Annotated in this window: 16 protein-coding genes; 11 read left to right on the forward strand and 5 right to left on the reverse strand. The window is 58.6% G+C overall.

Features of this window, described 5'->3' with window-relative positions; all coding sequences use genetic code 11:
• Positions 1–74 precede the first annotated feature (74 nt).
• The 3 genes from ABD903_RS17120 to ABD903_RS17130 all read left to right on the forward strand — a co-directional run bounded on the left by ABD903_RS17120 (position 75) and on the right by ABD903_RS17130 (position 3,580).
• A complete protein-coding gene (locus tag ABD903_RS17120; protein WP_345226311.1) occupies positions 75–1,988 on the forward strand; it encodes a T9SS type B sorting domain-containing protein in 1,914 nt (637 codons plus the stop codon).
• Between the two features lie 145 nt (positions 1,989–2,133).
• Positions 2,134–2,469, forward strand: coding sequence for a YbaB/EbfC family nucleoid-associated protein (locus tag ABD903_RS17125; RefSeq protein ID WP_345226312.1), 336 nt, complete (start codon positions 2,134–2,136; stop codon positions 2,467–2,469).
• Entirely contained in the window at positions 2,459–3,580 is a 1,122-nt protein-coding gene (locus ABD903_RS17130; protein WP_345226314.1) for a glycosyltransferase family 2 protein, read from the forward strand. The genes ABD903_RS17125 and ABD903_RS17130 overlap by 11 nt, the downstream gene beginning before the upstream one ends.
• Positions 3,581–3,602: 22 nt before the next feature.
• Here the strand turns inward: ABD903_RS17130 and ABD903_RS17135 are convergent, their stop codons facing one another.
• Positions 3,603–3,821 (reverse strand): PspC domain-containing protein, encoded by a 219-nt coding sequence (locus ABD903_RS17135; RefSeq protein ID WP_345226316.1) that lies wholly within the window; start codon positions 3,819–3,821, stop codon positions 3,603–3,605.
• 151 nt (positions 3,822–3,972) lie between these two features.
• Between ABD903_RS17135 and ABD903_RS17140 the strand changes: the two genes are divergently transcribed.
• From ABD903_RS17140 to ABD903_RS17150, 3 genes are all read left to right on the forward strand, one after another.
• Complete coding sequence (locus ABD903_RS17140; RefSeq protein WP_345226318.1) at positions 3,973–5,784, forward strand: tetratricopeptide repeat protein; 1,812 nt, start codon at positions 3,973–3,975, stop codon at positions 5,782–5,784.
• A 316-nt stretch (positions 5,785–6,100) separates the two neighbouring features.
• The gene (locus ABD903_RS17145; RefSeq protein ID WP_345226320.1) at positions 6,101–7,078 is read left to right on the forward strand and encodes a pyruvate dehydrogenase complex E1 component subunit beta; all 978 of its coding nucleotides are present in this window, start codon (positions 6,101–6,103) and stop codon (positions 7,076–7,078) included.
• Positions 7,079–7,265: 187 nt separating this feature from the next.
• Positions 7,266–7,829: a DinB family protein gene (locus ABD903_RS17150; RefSeq protein ID WP_345226322.1), complete on the forward strand. Its 564-nt coding sequence runs from the start codon at positions 7,266–7,268 to the stop codon at positions 7,827–7,829.
• Here the strand turns inward: ABD903_RS17150 and ABD903_RS17155 are convergent.
• Both ABD903_RS17155 and ABD903_RS17160 read right to left on the reverse strand, forming a co-directional pair.
• On the reverse strand, positions 7,826–8,287 hold the full coding sequence (locus ABD903_RS17155) for an acyl-CoA thioesterase (protein ID WP_345226323.1): 462 nt from the start codon (positions 8,285–8,287) through the stop codon (positions 7,826–7,828). The two genes, ABD903_RS17150 and ABD903_RS17155, sit on opposite strands and share 4 nt — an antisense overlap.
• Before the next feature lie 67 nt (positions 8,288–8,354).
• A complete protein-coding gene (locus ABD903_RS17160; RefSeq protein ID WP_345226326.1) occupies positions 8,355–9,092 on the reverse strand; it encodes a class I SAM-dependent methyltransferase in 738 nt (245 codons plus the stop codon).
• Between the two features lie 104 nt (positions 9,093–9,196).
• Between ABD903_RS17160 and ABD903_RS17165 the strand changes: the two genes are divergently transcribed.
• Positions 9,197–9,388 carry a DUF2256 domain-containing protein gene (locus ABD903_RS17165; protein ID WP_345226327.1) on the forward strand — a complete coding sequence of 64 codons (192 nt, stop codon included), beginning with the start codon at positions 9,197–9,199 and terminating at the stop codon, positions 9,386–9,388.
• Positions 9,389–9,456: 68 nt separating this feature from the next.
• On the forward strand, positions 9,457–9,846 hold the full coding sequence (locus ABD903_RS17170; RefSeq protein ID WP_345226329.1) for a hypothetical protein: 390 nt from the start codon (positions 9,457–9,459) through the stop codon (positions 9,844–9,846).
• A 431-nt stretch (positions 9,847–10,277) separates the two neighbouring features.
• On the opposite strand, the gene ABD903_RS17175 is transcribed toward ABD903_RS17170, so the two are convergent.
• Complete coding sequence (locus tag ABD903_RS17175; RefSeq protein ID WP_345226330.1) at positions 10,278–12,170, reverse strand: CHRD domain-containing protein; 1,893 nt, start codon at positions 12,168–12,170, stop codon at positions 10,278–10,280.
• Positions 12,171–12,371: 201 nt separating this feature from the next.
• On the opposite strand from ABD903_RS17175, the gene ABD903_RS17180 reads away from it, so the two are divergent.
• Positions 12,372–12,848, forward strand: a complete 477-nt coding sequence (locus ABD903_RS17180; RefSeq protein WP_345226332.1) for a nucleoside deaminase — start codon at positions 12,372–12,374, stop codon at positions 12,846–12,848.
• Positions 12,849–13,028: 180 nt separating this feature from the next.
• On the opposite strand, the gene ffh is transcribed toward ABD903_RS17180, so the two are convergent.
• On the reverse strand, positions 13,029–14,375 hold the full coding sequence (ffh, locus tag ABD903_RS17185; protein ID WP_345226334.1) for a signal recognition particle protein: 1,347 nt from the start codon (positions 14,373–14,375) through the stop codon (positions 13,029–13,031).
• A 204-nt stretch (positions 14,376–14,579) separates the two neighbouring features.
• Between ffh and ABD903_RS17190 the strand changes: the two genes are divergently transcribed.
• Both ABD903_RS17190 and pseB read left to right on the forward strand, forming a co-directional pair.
• A complete protein-coding gene (locus tag ABD903_RS17190) occupies positions 14,580–15,887 on the forward strand; it encodes a glycosyltransferase family 4 protein (RefSeq protein WP_345226336.1) in 1,308 nt (435 codons plus the stop codon).
• Between the two features lie 105 nt (positions 15,888–15,992).
• The gene (gene pseB, locus ABD903_RS17195) at positions 15,993–17,012 is read left to right on the forward strand and encodes a UDP-N-acetylglucosamine 4,6-dehydratase (inverting) (RefSeq protein WP_345226338.1); all 1,020 of its coding nucleotides are present in this window, start codon (positions 15,993–15,995) and stop codon (positions 17,010–17,012) included.
• Positions 17,013–17,054 lie beyond the last annotated feature (42 nt).

Below are 17,054 nucleotides of genomic sequence, written 5' to 3' on the forward strand. Positions count from 1 at the left end.
ACACTTATTGGCCTTTTTTACGCGTTAAGGCAGGCGTGAAATATGCGCTCCTGGTTTGGCTGCTAATGGTGGAAATGCTGGTTCTGCCGAAGGCGCAGGCGCAATGCAGTTACCCGCCTGAGCCCGGCGTAACGCCCAACTTCCGCGTTTTCATCCCAAACACCACCCAAGAACTGCCATTTCTGTGTCCCGGCACAACCGTTGAGCTGCGCGATGCCAGCGGCCGTACGCTGGACCCTCTGCAGGTATACTACAAGCTGACCGACGGCACCACCTGTTTCCCAGCTTTCAGCTTTCTGCCATCGGACGCTACCAACACTTTGGTCATTCCGGCCAATCAACCGGCCGGCACAGTACGCATTCACCAACTTACCCCTAAACCCAATAACGCCGCGGGAGGAGTACTTTTCGTCCGTGAGTTTCAGGTTCGGCCCCGGCCTACCATACCGCCCCTTACTCTCAACAGCTGCGGTGTAGGGCGCGACCGGGTGCAGGTACGTATTCCGCCCCAATCCGGCGTGCAGTACTTCGTGCAAATTGGCAACGGCCCGCGCAGTGCTGGCACGCCCGATGGCGGGATTTACCCAACTAATGGCGCTACCACACTCACCGTATTCGCCAACTATACGGATTTCGCCCAGTGCGAATCGGCTTCCAGCGCGCAGCCAATCCCTACCACCGCACCGCAACGACCAGTTTTGCAACAGCTGCAGGTGCGCGGCACAAACCTGGAATTCACGTTTGCGGCCCCGGGCCTGCAGCCCCAATTCACCTACCAGCTGCTGCAAGGCACTACCGCGGTAGCCACGGTGCCCGTCGCACCCTCGTTTACACTTACCAACGGAGCCCTGAGCAGCTGCTACACGCTTCAGCTCCGCGACGCCTGCGGCGACGCCCTCTTCACATCCGACGCGTTGTGCCCGGTAAGCCTCACGGCCACGGCCGGCAACCGACGGACGGAGTTAACGTGGAACGTGCCGGGCGGTAGCGCCCTGAGCGGCTTTGACATTCGCCGCGACGATCAACTGCTGGCCAGCGTGGGACCGGGCGTAACCGCCTACACCGATTCGCTGGTGACCTGCGGGCGCAGCTACCGTTACCGGGTGGTGGCCAAGGTAGGCTCTGCCACCTCTGTGTCCGATGAAAAAACAGCTACCACCGTCGCTACTTCACCGCCTGTAAGTCCGCAGCTCACGGCCTCGTTTACACTAACTAACTCCGTAGAGCTGGCCTTCCTGCGCCCTGCCCGCGATACCGCCGACCGGCTGCTGGTGCAACGCACGCTGGGCGGCAGCGCCCCCCAGGATGTAGCACTTGGCCGACGTGCGCCTTTTCTGGACCAACCCGGTGCGGTTTCGCTGGCGCAGGTGCCGTGTTACACCGGGCGGTTTCGTGACCCGTGCGGAACGCTGTCGGCCCCCGGCCCAGCGGTTTGCCCGCCCGTGCTTGAAGCCCGAAGCTCCGACCGCGACGGCAACGACATTCAGCTGCGCTGGAGTGCGCCTACCGGCCAAGGCAGCGGCTGGACCTACCGCCTGCTGTTGATCGATGCGCAGGGCCGCGAGCTGGTCGGCACCCCATTACCCGCCACAGCTACCGATTTCGTAGTTTCCGCACGCCCCTCCGACCCACAAATCCTGCGTTACCGCCTGGAAGCCACGGCGGCCGGTACCGGCACTAAAGTATTCAGCAACGTGGCTCAGGTGCAACGAACGGTGCGTATTGTGGTACCCACGGCCTTTACCCCAAACGGCGACGGCAACAACGATATCCTGACCGTGAAAGGCTTGTTTCTCACCAACCTCACTTTCACGATTTACGACCGCAACGGCGTGGTGGTGTTTCGGGGTACCGAGCGCAACCAAGGCTGGGACGGACGAATCAACGGCATTCAGGCGGCGCCGCAGGTGTTTTCGTACCAGGTAGACGTGTTGGATGAGACCGGCCGCCGCGTAACCCAACGGGGCACGGTTACCCTGCTGCGTTAACTCCAATTGCTGGTCTTGACCAGCAGCCAACCGGAACTGCGTCCTTACCCGTATTTTTGCCCTTCCTGACTTGCTTCCCAAAGCAACGAAGACACCCTGGGTCACATCTGCCCGGTAATATTTTCTCCTCTAAAAGACTTCGCTTATGTTTGATATGATGGGCATGATGGGCCGCGTGAAAGAGCTGCAGGAAAAAGTAAAGCAAGCTCAGTCCGAACTACATACCATTACGGCCACAGCCGAGGCCGGCGGCGGTTTGGTGCGGGCCACGGCCAACGGCCAACGTCAACTGTTAAAACTGGAAATAGACGAATCCTTGCTTACCCCCCAGGACCGCGACATGCTGGCTGATCTGGTAGTGGCGGCCGTAAACAAAGTGCTCGACGAAGCCGGTGAAAAAGGCAAAGAGCACCTCAAGCAGCGCACAGCGGGCCTGTTGCCCAATATTCCCGGACTCGATTTAGGCGGATTTGGCATCTAGCACCGCACAGCAAGGCTCCGTTGCTGCCGACGTGGCCGTGGTTATTTTGAATTGGAACGGCCGGCACTGGCTGGAGCAGTTTCTGCCCACCGTGCTGGCCCACTCCGACGGCGCCGCCATCGTCGTTGCCGATAACGCTTCCACCGATGACTCGGTGGCGTGGCTCGTGGCTCGGTACCCGCAGGTACAAGTGCTGCGTCATGCCGAAAATATGGGCTTTTGCGAGGGCTACAACCACGCCCTTCGTCAGCTGCCGGCCTACCGCTACTACGTACTGTTGAACTCCGACGTGGAGGTTACCCCCGGCTGGCTCCGGCCCTTGCATCAGCTGCTGGAAAGCAATCCGCGCATTGCCGCCGCACAGCCGAAAATTCTGGCCCACGCCCACAAAAACCAGTTTGAGTACGCGGGTGCCGCTGGCGGCTACCTCGACCGTTTGGGCTACCCCTTCTGCCGCGGCCGCCTCTTCGATACCCTCGAAACCGACCACGGCCAGTACAACGACCCGCTACCTGTAGCCTGGGCCACCGGCGCCTGCATGTTTGTACGGGCCGAATCCTGGCGGGCCCGAGGGGGCCTGGAACCCGCCTTTTTTGCCCACATGGAAGAAATCGACCTGTGCTGGCAGCTCTGGAACGCGGGCAGCGAGGTATGGTACCACGGCGGCAGCACGGTGTACCACGTGGGCGGCGGCACGCTACACAAATCCAACCCCCGGAAAACCTACCTAAACTTCCATAACGGCTTAGCGCTGGTTTACAAAAACACCGCCGCTGCCGAGTTGCCGGGTACGCTGGCAGCCCGGGTTCTGCTGGATTGGGTTGCCGCGCTTCAATTTCTGGTCAAAAGCAGCCCGGCCGATGCCAGGGCAGTCCTGCGGGCGCACTGGAACCTCTGGCAAAAACGTCGTTATTGGCGCGAGCGGCGGCTTCTGGCAAATCCGCGTTTACGCACCCACGAGCGGCCCGGCGTGTACAACGGCAGCCTGGTATGGGCCTATTTCGCCCGTGGCTTTAAAACTTTCTCCAAGCTGAACCTGCCGAGCAACGGTGCCCCGCAGTCTGCTGCGGCCGTGAAACAAAAAAGCCCGGAGCCAAGCCCCAGGCAATAGAAAACGCACAGCACAATTGCTGCTACAAATCCCACACCGTGCTGCGCTGCCGGCGCATGGCGCGGCGCACGTTCATCCAGAAGGCTAACGCGAAATACAATACGATGGGCGAGCCAAACGTAAAGAACGAAGCGTACACAAAAGACAGTCGTACGCTGCTGGTGGAAAAGCCCAGCCGGTCGCCCAACGTGCTGCAAACGCCAAAGCTTTGCTTCTCGATGTAGTCGGTAATGCGTTTCATGGCGGGGTGAGGGTCAGTACAGTTTAGCTGAAAAGATAAGGTATTAAAGACCGTTCGTCAAGCATTTTTCTCCGGCTCTCCTATTCAACGCACGTCCAAACTACGGCAATTTGCGTTTAGGGGGCTGGTTTTATCGTCTGAATTTCGCTGCATGAGTCTACCGTCCGTCGCTACTTTTCGTCTGCTCGCCGCCTGCGCGGTAGCCTCGCTCTCGGCTTGTACGCTGCCACGCATGCTCCGGGTTGCGCAAGAAGGCCAGCAAATTGCGATGCGCCCGCCCGTATTGGAAGCCAACGGCGACAATGTGCTGGCCGAACTCACCGTAAAGGTACCGGCCAAGCACCTCAGGAAAGGCTACGTGTACGAGTTGCCGCTGCGGTACCGCTACCAAAACGACCTGCGCGAGGACACCGTGCGCACCCTCCGGTTTCTTTCCGGAGAGTTCGTGTACGACGAGCAGGACCGCAACCTGCTCGTAATCAAGCAGCCGATTTCTTTTCCCTACGAGCCGCGTAAAAACCCTGGCTTGTTGGTAGCCCGGCCGCAGGTACGGCGCCTCAAACCGGGCGGGAAAGTGCTAAAAGCCGAAAAAGAGCAGCTTCTGGCCCGCGGCATCGTTATTACCAGTCGGCTGGTAGTGCGCGAATCGGAACCCGTGGAGCTGCTGCCCGCCACCGCCGAGCTGGCCCAGGGCGGCACACGGGTGCTGCCGTTTTTCTTCGATCAGGGCCAGCACGCCATCCGCAACTACCTAGGCACGAACGTTGCCGCGCTGGAAGAATTCATTGAGGCCAACCAGCGCACCCAGAAGGTCATTATCGTGGCGGGCCACTCCCCCGATTCCATCGACTCGCGCGACGCCCGCCTGGCCGACAAGCGCGTGCAGGCCCTGGCCAAATACTATAAGAAGCGCCTCGACACCGATTCTTACCTGAACTCCCTAAACTCGGTGAAGTTCGAAACCCAGGCCTACCACCGGCGCTGGGACTTATTTCTGACTAAAGTGGCCGCGTCGGCCCTCAAACCCGAGCAACAGGACTCGGTGGTGAGTATCATCAACGACGCACGGGGTACCTGGGCGCAGAAGGAAAAGCAGCTGCACAAGCTTTCTTACTTCGATTATCTGGAGCAATACATTTACCCCGTCATGCGCTTTGGCACGGTGGCCGTGGTGTATTCAGCGCCCAAACGCTTCGACTCGGAAATCTACCTGCTCTCGAAGAAGATCGTGGAGAAGGAACTCGAAGCCGACGCCCTCACCCCTGAAGAGCTGCGCTACTCCGCCACCCTCACGCCGCTCTTGGCCGAAAAGCAGCGCATCTACGAAACGTCAGTGGCCACCACTGGCAATTGGCAGTCGTACTATAACCTGGCCGTTATTCTGCTGGAACGCTCCGACAAAGAAGTGAGCGACAAAGTGCGGAAAGCCTACCTGCGCCGCGCCGCTACTAACTTCACCCTGGCCGCGCATCGCAACCCCACGGCCCAAATGTTCTACCACGTAGCCGATGCCTACCACCGGGCCGGCGACCGGTTAGAAGCCCTGCAGAATTACGATTACGCCGTAAAGCTCGGTGGTCCGCGCCCGGTGCTGGAAAAGATTTTCGCCGATAAAGCCGCGCTGGAAATCGAAATTGGGCAACCCGACGATGCACTGCGCAGCCTTTCCTTCGGTGCTAAAAACTACCAGAACACCATGAACCGCGCCCTCATTTACCTGATGAAGGAAAACTACGACGGCGCCGCTGAAATTTACCAGGAGGCATTAACCATCAAGCCCAATGACCCCATGGCCTACTACAGCCTGGCCGTGGCCGCCGCCCGTGCCCAGCGCGAAGGCGACGTGGGCCAGTACCTGCGCCGCGCCGTGCAGCTAGACCGTGCTTACGCCCAGAAAGCTGTGGAGGATCTGGAGTTTCGGAGCTACGCCAGCAGCAAGATGTTTGTCGAAGCGTTGCGGTAAAAGATTGTGAAGTAATGCTAGCAATCAGTAAGGGCTGTATCCATTTTGCAGGAGCTGCCGAGATGGAGTTTGGCTTAACTGCGGTGATAAAAAATACCGGGTGTTACAGGCGCTAGAGGAGCCCAGTTTAGAGAAGCTGTAGCGTAACGCGTGCGGCTTGGTTCAGCCGGACATTTTACCGCAAACGTTTGGGGAAATACTCTTCCCAGCCAGCATTTGCCCACTCCCGCCTAGGGTTGTAGCTTTACGAGCCGGTTCATTCCGTGAACTGGCCTTTTACTGTCCCTCCGACTTTTTCCGAACCAACATCCTACCAATGCGGACGATCCAATTCCGGGAAGCCCTGCGCGAAGCCATGTCTGAAGAAATGCGCCGCGACCCGAGCGTATTCCTGATGGGCGAAGAGGTTGCCGAATACAACGGCGCCTACAAAGTGAGCCAAGGCATGCTCGACGAATTCGGCGCCGAGCGCGTTATCGACACCCCCATTGCCGAGCTGGGCTTTGCCGGCATTGGCGTGGGTGCAGCCGTGAACGGCCTGCGGCCCATCATCGAGTTCATGACCTTCAACTTTTCGTTGGTGGCCATCGACCAGGTGATTAACTCCGCTGCCAAAATCATGTCGATGTCGGGCGGGCAGTACACCTGCCCCATCGTGTTCCGCGGGCCTACCGGCAACGCCGGCATGCTGTCGTCGCAACACTCGCAGAACTTCGAGAACTGGTACGCCAACACCCCCGGCTTGAAAGTAGTGGTGCCTTCCACGCCTTACGACGCCAAGGGCTTGCTGAAATCGGCCATCCGTGACCCAGATCCGGTGATTTTCATGGAATCGGAGCTGATGTACGGCGACAAAGGCGAAGTGCCGGAGGAGGAATACACCTTGCCGCTGGACAAAGCCAACGTAGTGCGCGAGGGTAAAAACGTTACCATCGTGTCGTTCGGCAAAATGATGAAAATTGCCCTCAGCGCCGCCGACGAGCTGGCCAAAGAAGGCATCGAAGCCGAAGTAATCGACCTGCGTTCGGTTCGCCCCATCGACTACGGCACGCTCGTGGAATCGGTAAAGAAAACCAACCGCATGGTGGTGGTGGAGGAAGCCTGGCCGCTGGCCAGCATCAGCTCGGAGCTGGCCTACAACGTGCAGCGCTACGCCTTCGATTACCTCGACGCGCCGGTGCATCGCGTAACCAACGCCGACGTGCCCCTGCCCTACGCCCCCACGCTTATTGATGCGGCCCTGCCAAACGTGCCCCGCACCATTAAGGCCGTAAAAGCGGTGCTGTACCGTTAATACAGGCTTACCCGATTACCGAAAACGCCCCGCAGCATCTTGCTCCGGGGCGTTTTGCGTAAATGGCTATGCCCTGCGCCCGATGTATGCAATGCGCTTCCGTCTGGCAAGGAAACCGGCAACGAAGACCCCACTGCAGGTTTTTCAGTACCTTTTGACAGCCTTGTTTCGCAAACTGTTCCCCGCCATGAACCACCGCTTAAACATTCGTTTCGAACAGCTTGAACTAGCAACGGAAAAATTGCTGCGGGCGGCCGAAGCATTGGGCGCCCGTTCGCACGAGGTGCCAGCGGCGGGCCAATGGTCGGCGGCCCATGTGGTGCACCATTTATTGGTGGCAGAGCAAGGCATCGAGCAATACATACAGCAGAAGTTGCTGCAAGAAGAAGGCCTGCGCAAAGTCAGTCTGAAAGGGCGGCTGCGGGCCTTGCTGTTGCGCATACTGCTGCGGGTACCGGGCCTGAAATTCCGGGCTCCGCAGCGTTTGGCGCAACTTTCTCCTGCCGAAGGAGCGGGAATTCCGCCCATGTCTGAGTTGCGCCAGCAGTGGGCGTCTTCGCGCCGGACGTTGGAGCAGTTGCTGAACGAGTACCCGAGCCGATTGATGAGCAAAGCTATTTTCAAGCACCCGCGGGTGGGCATGCTCACCATTCAGCAAACCCTAGACTTCATGCTCGACCACGTACTGCACCACCAGCAGCAGCTGACGCGCATCAGCAAGAGTCTGCCTCCGGTTTCCATGCCGGCTTAGCCGCTGATTTCCCCTGAAGAACGGCGCTCAATGATTTCAAAGGAACTGTGCCGGTCTAACGTGCTGAGGGCTTCGGCCAATTCGGGCGGTGGAACGGCCAGTTTGCGCAGGCGCAAATCCAGCCATGCGCCGTCTACGGTCACAATGGCGGCTTCCCGGCCATCGGCTTTGTAAATGGTATGTACAATGCGCCAGCGGCTGCCATCGGGGCTGTGGCCAGCTAATTGGGCGCCCACCGTAATGGTTTCGTTGGGACTAATTTCCTTCAGGAAGCGGGTTTCTTCGCGGAACAGGATGGGGCCGATGCCCAGCAGCGCGAATTTGGGTAGCGGAAAACCGTGGTCGTGGAGGTAGTCGAGGCGGTGCTGAGCAGCGTAGTCGTTGTAGGCGGAGTGGCGCATATGGCCATTGGGGTCGAGGTCGGCCCACCGGACGGGGTATTGCTTGGTGTAGGGCATAATGGCAGTAGGTCTGACGCCTTTTACGGAGCTGTTAGCAGCGCTTAGCGGAGGTGAATATGCAGGGTTAGCTGCGCAGGGTTAAGCGCACCAGAAACTGTTGCTGATCGTCTTCGCCCAGAAATTCCACGTCGTACCCGGCGGCTTCAGCGTAATCCTGCACGATGGAAGGATCGGCGAAGAGCCAGCCAAAGGACTTGCCTACTTGCTTTTGGTAGCCGAACTGGTACTCCACTTCACCGTAGTACGGCCCATTTAGGTTGATGACGAGGGCGCCGTCTTCGTCTTCAAACAGGTAGCTGATGTCGCTGCTGGTAGCCAGAATCTGGCCATTGGGTGCGAGCTGCGTTTTCACTCGTTCCAGAAACTGCTCTAACCCTTCGAGGGAGCCCACAAGGCCGAGGCCGTTCATGAGCATGAGAAGCGTATCGAAGGGCTGTCCATCGGGCGCGGGCAGGTGCAGTACGTCGTGGCAGGCCACTTCCTGTACTCCGCGCTGCTGCATGGTAGCCACTGCCCCAACCGACTCATCGACAGCCTTTACGGTGAAGCCGCGCTGCTGCAGCTCTAGGGAATGACAACCGGCTCCAGCGCCCAAATCGAGCACCCGGCCGCGGCATTCGTCGAGGGCCATGCGCTCCAGCTCGGGCATTTCCCAAAGGGTTCGGAAGAAGTAGTCAACGGCCAGTTCTTCGTCTTCGGTAACATTGCTGTGCACGGTAAGCAGGCCGGTGGTCTGGCCTTTCTGGTAGTCGAGGAGGGCGTGGCCGACGGGGTCGGGATGAATGGCGGGGGCAGAAGACATAACCGAAGATAGAGCAGACCGGGCAATGGAGGCAGTAAAGGGCTGCAACCAACCAGCCTAGCCAGCGGTTATACGCACCCATAGGCTCCCCGATTCTCGTTTGCATGGCCGCTGCCTCTCTTCCCTCCCGTTTAGTTAAAGGCCAATTGCCCAGCAAACTGTGCCGCACATGCGGGCGCCCCTTTGAGTACCGACACAAATGGCGCAACTGTTGGGATGAGGTAATGTATTGCAGCGAACGGTGCCGTCGTAATAAGCCAACTGCCGAACCGGAAACAGCCGCTCCACGCGGTTAAACCATATCCGAGTGCATCTTTCGAGCGTCCCATTCCGTTGAGTTAGTTCTCGTTTACCCTTTTGCGCAATGGCCACTAACCTCGACTACCTCGACCCTGCTCTGCTGCCTCTCGAAGAAAAAGTAAAAGCGTACCTCGAAACGGAGGAAGAACTGCGCAAAGCAACCGTGGATGCCCACTCCCTCTCTGGCCACGCCGATACCGGCCAGGAAGCCGGCGGGTTCGAGCAGCGCCCCGCAACCGGCAGCCTCGACCAATCGGCCGATGAGATGCAGAATAAAGTCAGTAACCTACAAGACCTGCTGCATACCCTCCGCCAGGAAATTATGGACTTGCTACCTGCCCGCGACGAGTGGGTGAAAGTTAACCTGGGCTATGGTCCGAGCCGCGTAGGCGCCTTCCGCCCCGAGCAGGCCGAAGGTGCATCCACTGAATACATTCTGCGCATTGTCCACTAAGCTGTAATGGGCAAACCTGGGTAGCTTAGCGGCGAACCTGCTTATTGCCTCCCAACAAGACCTTATAGAGGAACGTAATGCGAGTGTTTTTCACCAACACTTTCCTTTTCCGCCTAACAGAAGCTCTGCTGATTGCTTTGGGAGGCGCCGCTAGTGCTGCCTTGAAAAATCAGTCGTGGTGGTTGCCCTTCTTGGATACACAATTACAAAAGTGGACGGCTTTGCTCGTTTGTGCTGTGCCATTCATCAGCTTTTACTCAATAGGCTCGGCATACCGAAAAAAGCAGAAAGCCCAGGTCGAATAGTCGTAAGTCGACTACACAGCAGTTTTATGGCTTAAGTATTTATAATTTGACCTATTCCGGAAAAAGCGCATAAAAAAAGGATGAGCAGTGCCCATCCTCTTTTCCACAACCAAAACACCTAAAAAACTATTCTTTCGAGAATTTGGAAACAATCTTCGTGCCAGAAACTTCCACTGACACAAAATAGATTCCCATTTTCAGGTAATCAACAGGAAGAGTCAAGTTATTGGTGCCAGGTTGCACGCGCATTTCTTGCGCAGTTATTTTTCTTCCCAGTAAGTCGGTAACCTGTACTTGGGCGGCACCGGCCAAGCGGCTTTCGAACTGCAATTGCATTCGGTTTTGGGCCGGATTAGGGAAAGCGCTAAACGATTCAGCCACTATGGCAGCGGGCTGGGCAGCCAAAACGCGGCTAAGGTTGCGTGCGCCCCGGAACACTTGCCCGCGTATTTCGCCGCCGGGGTTGGCGGCTGTATGGATGTTCACATACATGCTGTCGCGCCGGAATTGCGTGGAGCGGCGCAGCGTGAACGGACGGGTGGCGTTGGGCGCCGCGTTGGTGGGGTTCCAGAAACCTTCGGCCGCAACGGCGTTGGTGGCGTTGTTGAAGAAAGGCGCAAGATCAAACACCACTGGCCCCGACTGGCGCAGAAGCCCGACGTGAAAATGCCCCACGGTAACGGGGCCACTGAGGCCGCCCCACACCATTGCGAAGGACGCGTTCGACTGGTCACGGTCGATGGACACAAAACCGGCTCCGTACCCGGCAGTAGTAACTGGGTTGGGGGCTTCCTGCTGACCGTTCAGGGAGAACGTGTAGCCTTCGCGGGCTAGGCGGTACACCTGACCGCGAATTTCGCCAGTGGGATTAGCTGCGGTAGTAAATACCAGGTTGGCGCCGCCGCGCAGAAACTGGTTAACCAACCCGGTATTCAGACTCAACAAATTAAAGCTAAACGTATTGGAAAGCCCGGCAGGAAGAGTTGCTGTACCAATCAGGTTTGCCGGGGTGTTGGCTTGCCCCACTTCGCCAGCGTATATCTGCAACGTTGCAGGAGCCCCGCTCAGGCCCGTGTGCGATACCGCAACCCGCAGCGTGTCGAAGGTGGTATTCAGGCGCAATACCGCCACGGCCTTGGCATTAGTGGTTACGGCCGGCACCATTTGACTGCCATCGAGGCGGGCATCGTGCACCAACGAGCGGAGGGAAACCAGCAACTGCCCGCGGATTTCTCCGCCCGGGTTAGCAGCCGTGTGCACGTTAATGTAAATCTGGCCGGCAGCCAGCGCCGTGTGGAACGCCGGAGTTGGTGTAATCTGTCCTTCGATTACGTTACCGCTCAGAAACGGGCCCAGGTCTACAATCACCGGACCGTTGGTGCCGGCGGCGGCGTTGTGAAAGTGCGCAACGGTTACAGGGCCGCTCAAGCCCGAAAACACCACCCGAAACTTAAGCAGGCTGCGGTCTTGGCTGAGGTTAAAAGAGCCCAGCCCCGTGGCCGGGGTGTTCACGGCTGGCACCTCCTGGGCACCGCTAAGCGTGGCCACATATTCCTCGTCGGTTTCGATTTCAATCTGCCCGCGAATTTCACCGCCGGGGTTGGCCGCCGTGTGTACGTTAATGTAGTACTCGCCCCGCAGGTACTTGCTGATTTTGGCGCGGTCGATATCGGCGCCGGTCAGGAAACCCTGCAGGCGGTTGTTGTTGCGCACAAATTGGCCCAGGTTGGTAATAACAGGGCCATTTACGCCCCGGGCGCCGTCGTGCACGTGCGCGCCGGTGATGGGGCCGCTCAAGCCGTTGAATGCGGCGGTGATGAAAAGCGTGTCGCGGGTATTATTGAAAGTAAAACTGGCAACACCGCGAGCGGCCGTGGAAACCGCCGGCACTTCCTGAGCCCCTTCCAAACGGGCACCAAGCAATAAATGCGGACGCAAGTGGTCGGCGTGGGCACCAAGGCTAAGCAGCAACAAAGCCATCAACAAACGGCCGCGCCAAAGAGTACGAAGTGTAATCATCAGTACAAGTGGTTAAGAGGTTGAAGGAATGGTTTTGGTTGTGTTTGTTGTAAGTAACCCTTGGTAACCAAGGCAATGACCAAGCTACCCGAAGGGCTTTACCAACTACAAGCCATGCGGCTAAATGTTATTACCTGTTCGGCAGCCCCACCCCAACGGTTGCCCGCCATCCTCGTATTTTTGCGCCCTACCCCTATTCCCATGGAAACTCCCAACCCCGAATTCATGCGTGAGGCCATTCGCCTCTCGGTCGAAAAAATGCAAGCCGGTCACGGTGGCCCTTTTGGCGCCGTTATCGTGAAAGACGGCCAGGTCATTGCCCGCGGCTTCAACCAGGTTACCAGCACCAACGACCCCACTTGCCACGCCGAAGTCGATGCCATTCGCAAAGCCTGCAAGGAGCTAGGCACCTTCCAGCTCTCCGACTGCGACCTGTACACCAGCTGCGAACCGTGCCCCATGTGCCTCGGCGCCATTTATTGGGCCCGCCCGCGCCGCGTGTTTTATGGCAACACCAAGCAGGACGCCGCCGCCATCGGCTTCGATGACCAGTTCATTTACGACGAAATCGAGCAGCCTCTCCCCAACCGCAGCATCCCGATGACGCAGTTGCTGCGCGACGAAGCCTTGGCCGGTTTTCAGGCTTGGGAAGCCAAGGAAGGCAAAACAGAGTACTAGGCTGCTTTTTAAGCAACCGTCATCCTGAGCGCAGTGAAGGACCTTCTTACGCAAGGCCGACCATCGTAGCGACGACACGTTCAGCGGTGGTGAGGTCCTTCGCTGCGCTCAGGATGACAGAAAGACAAAAGCCCGGCCGCTTTGCAGCGGCCGGGCTTTTGTTAGTGCCTTCGAGATTAACTACCGGCGCAAACCGCCGCCCATCATCTTGGCCATTTGAGCCATGCCACCCTTGGTCTGGCTCATCTTGTTCATGGTGCGCATCATTTTGCGCATCTCATCGAACTGCTTCATCAGGTTGTTTACCTGCTGAATGCCCTGGCCCGAACCGGCCGCGAGGCGCTTGCGGCGGCTGCCGTTCAGCAAATCGGGGTTGGCGCGCTCCTGTGGGGTCATGCTCTTGATGATGGCCTCGATGGGCTTGAACGCGTCGTCGTCGATTTCCACGTCCTTCATGGCCTTACCCATACCGGGAATCATGCCAACCAAGTCCTTCAGGTTGCCCATCTTCTTGATTTGCTCCAGCTGAGAGAGGAAGTCGTCGAAGTTGAACTGGTTCTTGCGGATTTTGGCGTTGATGCGCTTGGCTTCGTCCTCGTCGAACTGCTGCTGGGCGCGCTCTACCAGCGAAATAACGTCGCCCATGCCCAGGATGCGCTGGGCCATGCGGTCGGGGTAGAAAAGGTCGAGGGCCTCCATCTTCTCGCCCGTCGAGATGAACTTGATGGGCTTCTCCACCACGGCCCGAATGGACAGGGCCGCACCGCCGCGGGCGTCGCCGTCGAGCTTGGTCAGCACCACGCCATCGAAGTTCAGCCGGTCGTTGAAGGTCTTGGCGGTGTTTACGGCGTCTTGGCCGGTCATGGAGTCCACTACGAACAGCGTTTCCGACGGATTGATGGCCTTTTTAACGGCCTCAATCTCGCGCATCATCTGCTCGTCGACGGCCAAACGGCCGGCGGTGTCAATGATGACTACCTTCTTGTTGTTTTTGCGGGCGTGCTCGAGGGCGTTCTGCGAAATAGAAACCGGGTTTTTGTTTTCCGGCTCCGAGTACACTTCCACTCCAATCTGTTCGCCCAGCACCTTCAGCTGGTCGATAGCGGCCGGACGGTACACGTCGCAAGCCACGAGCAGAACGGTGCGGTTTTGCTTCTTAATGTAGGAAGCCAGCTTGCCAGCGAAGGTAGTTTTACCCGAGCCCTGCAGGCCCGAGAGCAGCACCACGGCCGGGTCGCCTTTGATAACGATGTCCTTCTTCTCGCCGCCCATCAGCTCGGTCAGCTCGTCGTACACGATCTTGACCATCAGCTGGCCCGGCGAAACGGCAGTCAGCACGTCGCGGCCCATGGCCTCGTCCTTGATCTTGTCGGTGACTTCCTTGGCCACCTTGTAGTTCACGTCGGCGTCCACCAAAGCGCGGCGGATTTCCTTAACCGTGGAGGCTACATTGATTTCGGTGATGCTGCCCTGGCCTTTCAGGGTTTTAAAGGCGCGGTCGAGCTTGGTACTTAAATTATCAAACATGGCGGTGCTGAAGGCTAATATCTGGGTACGCGGGCCACTAATGGGAAACGGAACGCGTTAAAGCGCATCTGCTTCGCTTCCTGACCTCTGCCTGGCAAGACAAAGGAACACGGCCGCGTACGAAGCACAAAAATAGCCACAAAACCCCGAAAGCCGGTTCAAGGCTTTACTTTCGTATTTCCGCCGCATTTTTTCCGCTTACCCGTGTCCGCTGCTCCGCTGCGTTTGCTTGTTATTACCTATTACTGGCCGCCTTCGGGCGGGGCCGGCGTGCAACGCTGCCTGAAGTGGGTAAAGCACTTGCCCGCACTGGGCGTGGAGCCTACGGTTATTACCGTAGACCCCGCCCAGGCCGCTTACCCGGTGCTGGATAACTCCCTGGCCGCCGACATTCCGCCGGGCGTGCGCGTGATTCGCACCAGTACCTCCGAGCCCTTTGCGGCGTACCAGAAACTCACCAACCGCCCCATTCCGCACGGAGGTTTTGCCAACGAAGGCCGGCCTTCCCTGGCGCAGCGGGCGGCTCGGTTCGTACGTGGCAACCTTTTTCTGCCCGACCCCCGCCGCGGCTGGAACCGTCACGTGCTACGCGCTGTGGAGCAGCTCCTGCAAGCCGGTGAGCAGTTCGATGCCGTGCTGACGTCGTCGCCGCCCCATTCAACTCAGCTCATTGGTCTGGAATTGAAACGGCGGCACAAGCTGCGCTGGCTGGCCGATATGCGGGACCCTTGGACCGACATTTACTACACGCAGGCGCTGATGCGCACCGCCCCCGCCCGCTGGCTCGATGCCCGCTACGAGCGGCAGGTGCTGGCCGCCGCCGATGCCGTAATTACCACCAGCGCCGACACGCGCCGCCTTCTGCTGGGCAAAGTACCCGAGCTGCCCGCCAGCAAGTTTGCGGTGCTGCCCAACGGCTACGACGAAGCCGACTTCGGCGCTCCTTCTCTCCCGCCCACCAATAAGCTGCTCATTACCTACGTGGGCACCATTACGGGTCAGTACCACGTGGGCCCGTTTCTGCGCGAAGTTGTTGCCTGCATTCAGCGCCACCCCGCGGTACCCTTGCGGCTGCGGTTTGTGGGCCGCGTGGCGCGGGAAATTGAGCAGCAGCTGGCTGAAACCGGACTTACTGCTTACACAGAAGTTGTACCCTTTGTGCCCCACGACGAGTCCATCGGCTACCTGTTGAACACCACTGCGCTGCTGTTGGCCATTCCCGATGTGCCGCACAACTTCGGCATTCTGCCGGGCAAGATCTTCGAATACCTCGCGGCTAATAAGCCCATTATCTGCATCGGTCCGGCAGGCTCCGATGCCGACCACATTCTGGAGGAAAACCAAGCGGGCCGGGTTCTGCCTTACGAGGCCACGGCAGCCATGCAGGAGCATTTGGATCAGTTAGTGGCGGCCTGGCAGCAGAATCCGAATCTGGACTTGCCTGCGGTAAGCCACGCCCGCTATTCTCGTCGCGCACTTACCGAGCGACTTAAGCGGCTGATTCGCAGCTGAGCCCCGTGCTAAAACGCCCGCTTGCGGTTTGCCAGCGTAAAGCCCGCGCCTATTCCCTAATTTTGTCTTTTACCCGGCCCCGATGCTGGGCCCTTTTCCCCTGGCATGGCTCTCGACCTTAACCACAAGTCTATTCTCGTTACCGGCGGTACCGGTTCCTTCGGCAAGCAGTTCGTGCGGTCGGTTTTCGAAAAGTTTCCGCAGGTGAAACGCCTTGTGGTGTATTCCCGCGACGAGCTGAAGCAATACGAAATGGCGCAGGAATTCTCCACGGAGAAATACCCCGCTATGCGCTACTTCATAGGTGACGTGCGCGACCCGGAGCGCATGAAGCGCGCTTGCGAAGGCATTGATGTGATTGTACACGCCGCCGCCCTTAAGCAAGTGCCCGCCGCCGAGTACAACCCGATGGAGTGCATTAAGACCAACATCTTCGGGGCTGAAAACGTGATTAACGCAGCCCTGGACTGCGGCGTGAAAGACGTGGTAGCCCTGAGCACCGATAAAGCTGCCGCGCCCATTAACCTGTACGGCGCCACCAAGCTCTGCTCCGACAAACTGTTTGTGGCCGCCAACAACATGAAAGGCTCGCGTGATTTGCGCTTTTCGGTGGTGCGCTACGGCAACGTAATCGGCTCCCGCGGCTCGGTCGTGCCGTTTTTCATGCAGCGGCGCGCTTCGGGTGTCCTGCCCATCACCCACCCCGACATGACCCGGTTCAATATTTCGCTGGAGGAAGGCGTGGACCTGGTGCTGTACGCGTTGGAGCATTCCTGGGGCGGGGAAATTTTCGTACCCAAAATCCCTAGCTACCGCATTACCGAGTTGGCCGAAGCCATCGGCCCCGAATGCCGCCAGGAAATTGTGGGCATCCGTCCGGGCGAAAAGCTGCACGAGGAAATGATTACCGAAACCGACGCGCTGAGCACCGTGGAGCTGAGCCGCTATTACGTTATACTTCCCGCCACCCCGCGCTGGGACGTAGACGAGTTCGTGCGGCATTTCAACGGCACACGCATGCCGCTGGGCTTTCACTACAACTCCGCTAACAACGAGGAATGGCTGAGCGCCGAGCAGCTGCGCGAAGAAATACGCCAGCACGTGGACCCCACATTTGAAGCTTAAGCACGCTTGTTTCAGCTCGACGGCAACGCCCGACCATAACGG

The organism is Hymenobacter koreensis, assembly GCF_039541855.1.
GTDB lineage: Bacteria > Bacteroidota > Bacteroidia > Cytophagales > Hymenobacteraceae > Solirubrum > Solirubrum koreensis.